This is a genomic window from Lysinibacillus sp. CNPSo 3705, assembly GCF_028674935.1.
GTDB lineage: Bacteria > Bacillota > Bacilli > Bacillales_A > Planococcaceae > Lysinibacillus.
Window position 1 is genome coordinate 70,872 of sequence record NZ_JAQZSD010000015.1, and the last position, 7,555, is coordinate 78,426.

A 7,555-nucleotide genomic window follows, 5' to 3' on the forward strand; every position below is an offset into this window, starting at 1 on the left:
ATGGATATTCCCTTCATTTATTCAACAACATACTTTCCAACTAGGTCCTTTCCTGGAGATTTTCTGATTAGCCTTGGTATGAGCAATTGTGACAACATAATGACGTAGGTATTTAACTATTCATTAATTAGTAAAATATTGTATAATTAAATTAGAACGGACGTTCAAATGTTTTAAAGGAGTAAATCAATGAATAAAAGACGTTACGATAGCGAGAAAGCAAAAGTTGAAATTATGGAACATGCGGTTAGTTTGTTTTCTCAAAAAGGCTATAATCAAACATCAGTTGGCGATATTTCCATCGCTTCAGGCTATAGCAAGGGACATATTTATTACCATTTTGAAAACAAAGAAAAGCTCTTTGTTCTTTTAGCGCAACAAACAATGCAAGATTGGCACAACAAATGGCTGCAAAAAGAATGTAACTACTCTACGGCAACAGAAAAATTATATGGCATGGCCATGCATGTTCTCTATCATTACCAAACACCTTTATTAAGATCAGGGCAAGAGCTAGCTTCCAATCCAAAATCGAGCCCTGAATCAGTACAACAATTACACAATTTAGCGGTTGTACCGATGGGTGCTTATCGTGCGATTCTGCAAGAAGGAATTGATAGGGGGGAATTTGTTCATGGAAATATTGATGAATGGACAGTTCTTCTAGGCACATGGCTAGGGGGTTTATGTCAGCTGACAAATACGCAGGAGCTGAAAGCACTTGAGCCACTCTTTAACCAGGCAATAACCATTTTTATCAATTATGCCTCGGCATAATGGCTTCTAGAGGAATTAACTTATTACAACGGGTGAAGTTAAAGAAGATAAAAAAAGGTGGGATATAAATGAAAATTGCATGTATAGGCGACAGCTTAACAGAAGGTAGACCAGGGGTTTCATTTTTTAAACTACTAACAACAAACCATCAACATATCGAATTTGATAATCTCGGTAAACCAGGTGAAACAGTAAAAAGCTTACACAGTCGTTTAGAGAAATCTAAGCTAGCTATTTATTATGACCTTAGCTTTCTTTGGATTGGTGTCAACGATGTTTATGCTAAACTTTTGAAAGTGCAGGCACAACCAGTTACAAAAGATCATCAAGAATTTAAAGATTACTATGTAAATTGTTTAGAAATGATTTTAGCATCCTCTAAAGATGTCGTTTTAGTAACACCAGCTTTAATAGGAGAGACAATGAAAAACGCTCCTAATAAAGAATTAAAAGAGCTCTCCTCTATTATTCAATCCATTTCTTCAAAGTATGCAAATGTAAGCTTTCTAAATATACAAGAGGTGTTTGAGCATCACTTAGAACAAGTTAATAGTTCCGATTATATGAACACTAATGTTATGCGAGTAATGAAAGATGTACTGTTTTATAAAAATCCTTTGCGAATTGACCGATTATCTAAAAAGAGAGGGCTACATTTAACGTTAGATGGCGTTCATTTAAATAGTAAGGGAGCAGAACTTGTCGTGGAAGAATACACAGCTGTCATTGAACAGTTTCAACTACAGGAAGCTATTGAACAATAGGAAGTCATGTGAGAGGTGATGAAGATGAGAAAGGTTGCGATTGTTACTGGCGGTGTATCAGGTATAGGGAAGGCTATCTGCAAGGAGTTAGTAGGTCGTCATGTATTTGTCATTATTGCAGATATTAACGAACGTGATGGACGTATTCTTGAGGCAGAACTAAATAAAGATGCTTCAAATGCTAGATTTGTAGAATTAAATGTAACCGATTACAAAAGTGTTAAACATGTCATTACAAATGTCTATGAGGAATTTCAAAGATTAGATTATGTATTCAATAATGCTGGTATAGCTATGTATGGTGAAATGTATGATATGTCGATGGACGAATGGAAAAACATTGTGGATCTTAATTTATGGGGCGTTATATATGGTACTCAAATTGGCTATCAAATCATGAAGAAACAAGGTTTTGGACATATCATCAATACCTCATCAGCAGCAGGGTTGGGGCCAGCGCCTATATCTGCCGCATATTCAACTACGAAGCATGCTGTTGTGGGCTTAACGACATCACTACACTATGAGGCTGAGGAATTTGGCATCAAGGTAAGTACGCTATGTCCGACTTTTGTTGATACACCTATTTTCGATAAAGCGACAGCTATTAATATCGATAAATCAGTAATGTCCAAACAATTGAAAAAGCAAAAAATGATGTCTCCACAGCAACTAGCAAAAATCACTATTGCAGGCGTACACAAAAATAAGCCTATTATCTGTCCTATGCCTATGCGTAAAACAATGGATGTACTCTTTACGATCTTCCCTTCGTTGCACAGAGCTTTAATGAGAATGGTCTGTAAAGTAAGTCGAAAAGCTCGATTAACCTAAACTTTTCACGTAAAAGCTTTCTTCCAGAGGTAAAAAACCGCTACGCTTTTCCGCCGGCCAGGCACGAACCGCATCAGGGCCAAAAATAGGATGTTGGACACGAAGGCATATGTCTCCTTCGCTTACATTTTCATTTACACACATCAAAAACAATTTGTAGGAGTCTCGCGGCTTTTTACCTTTATATTTAAGATAACTTAAACACTGAACGGAATTACCCTTTTCAGAGATAAATAGCTTGTTATTTATACTTTTCCTTATTATTTTTATAAATACCTAAAAGTAATATAATTAACCCTATAACAAAAATTATAGGAGCTAAAAACATCATAATCGAGGTTGCCCAACTATTTTTAATTACTATTCCATACATTACGCCAATTACAAAAGATAAGAACGGTGCAAACGCTATCATTGTAATGATACCCCAAACGATGTAATTCCCTTTCTCTGACCTTCCTTCGGTTAATTGGAATCCTGCTATTAGACCAACTAATACGATCAATAAAGCAATGACAAACGCCATTTCAAATCACCTCCCCCTTTCCTTCTATAATATGCTTCATTAGTTTAGTGGTTTGGTAACATAACACTAGGCTTATTAAAAATATCTATAAATAACGCCCAGAGAGCCTACTTCTTTTAGCGGATGTCCCGGAATCGGCTTTGTGCCGAGGTATAATTGATACAAAAAAACCACAACCATCAATAATTGTGGTTGTGGTTTTTACGATTCGATCTACATGGCATCTTGCAAAATGACACCGTCGCTCATTTTAATAATACGATCCGTATAAGCAAGCATTTCTTCATCGTGTGTCACCATTAAAGTAGTAATGTTTAACGTTTTAGTCAAATCTCTAATTAGTAACATAACCTCTTTTGATCTTTGTGAATCTAAGCTTGCTGTTGGTTCATCCGCGAAGAGAACTTTCGGTTTATGAATGATTGCTCGGGCAATGGCAACACGTTGCTTCTCGCCACCTGACAATGACGAAGGATAAGCCATTTTTCGATGGTCCATCCCTACTAATTTTAGTAGTCGATTAACTTCATTTTTTTGTTCCTGCTTCTTTAATCTTGATTCAGAAACATCTAGCATTAGCAGTAGCTGCTCCTCAACTGTAAGAAAAGGTACAAGGTGTGCAAACTGAAAGACAAATCCAAATTCACTTGCTCGTACTTTTCGAACGTCTTCCGCGTTCATGGTGGACATATTTTTCCCCTCAAAAATAACGTGCCCATCTGTTGCAGGCTGAAGTCCAGCAGCTATTGTCAGAAGTGTACTCTTACCTGATCCAGATGCACCGACCAATGCTGTTATTTCCCCTTCATTTAGAGAAAGATTTATCCCTTTAAGTATTTCTTCCTCTACCTCGCCATTTCTAAATGTTTTTCTAACTTCATCGATTTTAAATAAAGTCATATTAAGCCTCTCCTTGCTGTATCGCTTGTAATGGTTGAATTTTTTTAATTTGGATGCCTGAAATTGTAGCACCAATAAATCCAATAATTAGGAATACGATCGATAATTGCGTTGTCGTCCCAATTGTTAACGTGAAAGGCATTCCTTTTGGCGCTATCAGATTAAATGCTTGGCTAAAGGCTACCGACAAAATAAGTGATATAACTGTAATGATAGCCATCTGTGTCCATATCATTTTGAATAGTTTACTCGTTTTCACACCAATGGCCTTTAAAATTCCGTATAAACCAATTTTTTGAACGTTCATCATATAGAAGAAGATAGCAAACAGCATCCCACTAATGACTACTAAAAACCAGACAATCATATTTAAAGACATTTGTTCTGCGCTATAGCTTGGAATTGTTTTAAGAAACTCTTTATTCGAAAATGATTGTAACCCAGCAAATTGTTTTGAAGAATCGCCATTTGGTACAAAAATCAATTGCATTTCATCAGTACGATAAATTTCTTTATAATCCTCGTTATTAATATAGGCAACCGGTGCATGACTATATTTCTTTTGCTCTACAAATCCTTTTACGACAAACTTGCCACTAAACTGATTATTCGTTAATGTATCGCCTACTTTAATTCCTTTATCTTTCAATGAGCTGTCTACTATCACTTCTTCGTGTTGCACATTTTCAAATAACTTTGAATCAGAGGATGTCACAAAGGCGACGCTTTGCTGCTTATTATCCTGATCATTTAAAAAGCCCATTTGTAGGGAAAAAGCTACTGCATCCTTTTCATTGCTCAATATTTCATTTTGTGTACTGCTATCTATCTTTGACAGATTATACGTTTCATCTGCATCCGTATTCATATAAAATTGTCCTTGTGGTAAATCTTTAATTAAAGCAGCGTTATCCTGTGATAATCCATTCGCCAAACCAGAAATAATAAAAGTTAAAAAACTAACTAGAAAAACAATTGATCCTAATATTAAAAATCTTACTTTATTTTTCTTAATTTCTTTCCACGCAAGATTCATAGTGACCTCCTCCATTCCTTTTTACATCCTTAGCATAAAATCCTTAAATGAACGGAAGATGAACTAATCATTACAAATGGTTTTAATCAAAAAAACTCATAAACCTTTGCTTTTTAGGTTTACGAGCTGAATGTAAAATTACTGACCATCTAAACGAATGACAGCTTTTTTATAATATTTTGGCGTTTCCTCTATTTTTGATTCGTACAAAACCACTTCTTCAACTAGAAATTTTGGAAGCTGAAAATTTTCTTCTAGCAAGGCGTTGAACGAAATTTCCCCACATGCTTCATCCCATTTTCTTGCAACAGTTATATGGGGTGTAAAGGGCTTCTTATCTAATTCAAAACCAGCCTTCATACAATCACGGTATACGATTTCTCTCACCAAATTTAATGGCTGCGATTCAAGCAGATTAACCCATAAAATTCTTGGATATTCTTTTCTTCCAAAAGTATTGAACCCTTGAATGTTTAATTCGAATGGTGGAACATTCCGAAGATTTTTCCTCGTTTCATCCATTACAGCCAGTAATTGCTCTTCATCCGCATGACCTAAAAAAGCCAATGTGATGTGATAATCTTCCTGGTGTACCCATCGTTTAAAATGAAAATCTGTTTTCATTTCTTCACATTTCACTTTAAGAGCTGCTTTAATATCTGAAGGAAGTGGAACGGCAATAAAAAAATGTCTGCTCATAATCATACCCTTTCTATTCATCGAAAATGCTACTTATCAGGCATTATTTCTTTTCCTACTAAAATTTAACCATTACTACTCACGATAAAGCAGAAATAATCCATTTTTCTTTTTAGCGGGTGGGTCATAACCTTCACGTCTATATTCTTTCTCACTTTATAATGATAACAGGTAAAGTGTGGTGGTATGAGTGGAACAATAAGATTATTACAAGTTTGTAAAGCACACAATATTTCTCCTCGAAAACCTAGATTTATTAAAGTTGAAGATGTGGTTGTTTCTATTAATGTTAAAAATCATATGAAAGAAGGAGTAGATTTACAATGTTTTAGAATTCTTAATCTTATTGCTACCTTTTATTAATCTTGTTTCTAGACAATTCAAGTATATATAAATCAGTGAATCTGTGCTTTTTTTATGCGTGTAATTGTGTGAATACCCCAACAAATATTATAGAACCTCAAAAAATAACCTTTGAAAGGATCATAATTGCTTTCTACAAAAAAAAAAGAACCCTTGTAATCAAGGATTCTCTACAAAATATGATACCGGTGGTCGGGGTCGAACCGACACTCCAAAGGAACACGATTTTGAGTCGTGCGCGTCTGCCAATTCCGCCACACCGGCATAATGGAGATAAAAAAAATCGGATAAACCGATTGATTAATAAAATATGGAGGCGGCAACCGGATTTGAACCGGTGATAAAGGTGTTGCAGACCTGTGCCTTACCACTTGGCTATGCCGCCGTCATATTTGGAGCGGAAGACGAGGTTCGAACTCGCGACCCCCACCTTGGCAAGGTGGTGTTCTACCACTGAACTACTTCCGCAAAAATGGCTGGGGTACTAGGATTCGAACCTAGGCATGACGGAATCAAAATCCGTTGCCTTACCGCTTGGCTATACCCCAACAATGGGGCGACTGATGGGAATCGAACCCACGAATGCCGGAACCACAATCCGGTGCGTTAACCACTTCGCCACAATCGCCATTGTTATATTGTATTTATTAATTTTATTGAAAATGGGGCGACTGATGGGAATCGAACCCACGAATGCCGGAACCACAATCCGGTGCGTTAACCACTTCGCCACAATCGCCATAAAATTAAATGGCAGGGGCAGTAGGAATCGAACCCACACCAAAGGTTTTGGAGACCTCTATTCTACCGTTGAACTATGCCCCTATTAAATTGAAAATCAAATTAAATTAAAACTGGTGGAGGGGGACGGATTCGAACCGCCGAACCCTAAGGAGCGGATTTACAGTCCGCCGCGTTTAGCCACTTCGCTACCCCTCCGGGAAAGTCATGGTGCCGGCGATAGGAGTCGAACCCACGACCTACTGATTACAAGTCAGTTGCTCTACCAACTGAGCTACACCGGCAAAAAAATATGGTGGGTCAGGACGGAATCGAACCGCCGACACTTAGAGCTTCAATCTAATGCTCTACCAACTGAGCTACTGACCCATATTTTTAAAAAAATGGCGGTCCCGACCGGGATCGAACCGGCGATCTCCTGCGTGACAGGCAGGCATGTTAACCGCTACACCACGGGACCATTTTGGTTGCGGGGGCCATGCTCTCCCAGCTGAGCTAATCCTCCATCTGGGTATTGAAAATGGTGACCCCTACGGGATTCGAACCCGTGTTACCGCCGTGAAAGGGCGGTGTCTTAACCACTTGACCAAGGGGCCAACGTTTGGAATAGAAAATCCTTATTGTGCTGGCGGAGAGTAAGGGATTTGAACCCTTGAGACAGTGTTAACCGCCTACACGATTTCCAATCGTGCTCCTTCGGCCACTCGGACAACTCTCCAAGAATGGCTCCGAAGGCAGGACTCGAACCTGCGACAACCTGATTAACAGTCAGGTGCTACTACCAACTGAGCTACTTCGGAATAATTTTATCATATAGCCTAGCGACGTCCTACTCTCACAGGGGGAAGCCCCCAACTACCATCGGCGCTAAAGAGCTTAACTTCCGTGTTCGGTATGGGAACGGGTGTGACCTCT

7 protein-coding genes, 14 tRNA genes and 1 rRNA gene are annotated in these 7,555 nt (G+C 38.1%); 3 read left to right on the plus strand and 19 right to left on the minus strand.

All coding sequences use genetic code 11. The features are described from left to right. Positions 1–189: 189 nt before the first annotated feature. The 3 genes from PVA17_RS08865 to PVA17_RS08875 all read left to right on the plus strand — a co-directional run bounded on the left by PVA17_RS08865 (position 190) and on the right by PVA17_RS08875 (position 2,375). Positions 190–777, plus strand: a complete 588-nt coding sequence (locus PVA17_RS08865) for a TetR/AcrR family transcriptional regulator (protein ID WP_274067486.1) — start codon at positions 190–192, stop codon at positions 775–777. Positions 778–845: 68 nt separating this feature from the next. Further along, entirely contained in the window at positions 846–1,541 is a 696-nt protein-coding gene (locus tag PVA17_RS08870; RefSeq protein ID WP_274067487.1) for an SGNH/GDSL hydrolase family protein, read from the plus strand. A gap of 18 nt (positions 1,542–1,559) precedes the next feature. Then, positions 1,560–2,375, plus strand: coding sequence for an SDR family NAD(P)-dependent oxidoreductase (locus PVA17_RS08875; protein WP_274067488.1), 816 nt, complete (start codon positions 1,560–1,562; stop codon positions 2,373–2,375). Positions 2,376–2,616: 241 nt separating this feature from the next. Here the strand turns inward: PVA17_RS08875 and PVA17_RS08880 are convergent, their stop codons facing one another. From PVA17_RS08880 to rrf, 19 genes are all read right to left on the minus strand, one after another. After that, entirely contained in the window at positions 2,617–2,901 is a 285-nt protein-coding gene (locus PVA17_RS08880) for a hypothetical protein (RefSeq protein ID WP_274067489.1), read from the minus strand. A gap of 213 nt (positions 2,902–3,114) precedes the next feature. Next, positions 3,115–3,801 (minus strand): ABC transporter ATP-binding protein, encoded by a 687-nt coding sequence (locus PVA17_RS08885; RefSeq protein WP_132364115.1) that lies wholly within the window; start codon positions 3,799–3,801, stop codon positions 3,115–3,117. 1 nt (position 3,802) lies between these two features. Beyond that, entirely contained in the window at positions 3,803–4,837 is a 1,035-nt protein-coding gene (locus PVA17_RS08890; protein ID WP_132364117.1) for an ABC transporter permease, read from the minus strand. 138 nt (positions 4,838–4,975) lie between these two features. Next, the gene (thpR, locus tag PVA17_RS08895; RefSeq protein ID WP_132364119.1) at positions 4,976–5,557 is read right to left on the minus strand and encodes an RNA 2',3'-cyclic phosphodiesterase; all 582 of its coding nucleotides are present in this window, start codon (positions 5,555–5,557) and stop codon (positions 4,976–4,978) included. Positions 5,558–6,082: 525 nt separating this feature from the next. Further along, a tRNA-Leu gene (locus PVA17_RS08900) sits at positions 6,083–6,163 on the minus strand. A gap of 47 nt (positions 6,164–6,210) precedes the next feature. Continuing rightward, positions 6,211–6,284: transfer RNA gene (locus PVA17_RS08905), tRNA-Cys, on the minus strand. 8 nt (positions 6,285–6,292) lie between these two features. Further along, positions 6,293–6,367 (minus strand) — tRNA-Gly (locus tag PVA17_RS08910). Between the two features lie 5 nt (positions 6,368–6,372). Next, positions 6,373–6,447, minus strand: a tRNA-Gln gene (locus tag PVA17_RS08915). A 4-nt stretch (positions 6,448–6,451) separates the two neighbouring features. Continuing rightward, positions 6,452–6,527, minus strand: a tRNA-His gene (locus PVA17_RS08920). Between the two features lie 35 nt (positions 6,528–6,562). After that, positions 6,563–6,638: transfer RNA gene (locus PVA17_RS08925), tRNA-His, on the minus strand. A gap of 12 nt (positions 6,639–6,650) precedes the next feature. After that, a tRNA-Trp gene (locus PVA17_RS08930) sits at positions 6,651–6,724 on the minus strand. Between the two features lie 30 nt (positions 6,725–6,754). After that, a tRNA-Tyr gene (locus PVA17_RS08935) sits at positions 6,755–6,838 on the minus strand. Positions 6,839–6,848: 10 nt separating this feature from the next. Then, positions 6,849–6,924, minus strand: a tRNA-Thr gene (locus PVA17_RS08940). A 9-nt stretch (positions 6,925–6,933) separates the two neighbouring features. Continuing rightward, a tRNA-Phe gene (locus PVA17_RS08945) sits at positions 6,934–7,009 on the minus strand. 15 nt (positions 7,010–7,024) lie between these two features. After that, positions 7,025–7,100 (minus strand) — tRNA-Asp (locus tag PVA17_RS08950). 61 nt (positions 7,101–7,161) lie between these two features. Continuing rightward, positions 7,162–7,236 (minus strand) — tRNA-Glu (locus tag PVA17_RS08955). A 30-nt stretch (positions 7,237–7,266) separates the two neighbouring features. Beyond that, positions 7,267–7,358: transfer RNA gene (locus tag PVA17_RS08960), tRNA-Ser, on the minus strand. Positions 7,359–7,363: 5 nt separating this feature from the next. Further along, positions 7,364–7,440 (minus strand) — tRNA-Asn (locus PVA17_RS08965). A 16-nt stretch (positions 7,441–7,456) separates the two neighbouring features. Next, positions 7,457–7,555, minus strand: a 5S ribosomal RNA gene (gene rrf / locus PVA17_RS08970); the annotation flags it as partial.

Excerpts from the sequence above, each read along its gene's own strand:
- PVA17_RS08865 (WP_274067486.1), top strand. The coding sequence starts at position 190 with ATGAATAAAAGACGTTACGATAGCGAGAAAGCAAAAGTTGAAATTATG.
- PVA17_RS08870 (WP_274067487.1), top strand. The coding sequence starts at position 846 with ATGAAAATTGCATGTATAGGCGACAGCTTAACAGAAGGTAGACCAGGG.
- PVA17_RS08875 (WP_274067488.1), top strand. The coding sequence starts at position 1,560 with ATGAAGATGAGAAAGGTTGCGATTGTTACTGGCGGTGTATCAGGTATA.
- PVA17_RS08880 (WP_274067489.1), bottom strand. The coding sequence starts at position 2,901 with ATGGCGTTTGTCATTGCTTTATTGATCGTATTAGTTGGTCTAATAGCA.
- PVA17_RS08885 (WP_132364115.1), bottom strand. The coding sequence starts at position 3,801 with ATGACTTTATTTAAAATCGATGAAGTTAGAAAAACATTTAGAAATGGC.
- PVA17_RS08890 (WP_132364117.1), bottom strand. The coding sequence starts at position 4,837 with ATGAATCTTGCGTGGAAAGAAATTAAGAAAAATAAAGTAAGATTTTTA.
- thpR (WP_132364119.1), bottom strand. The coding sequence starts at position 5,557 with ATGAATAGAAAGGGTATGATTATGAGCAGACATTTTTTTATTGCCGTT.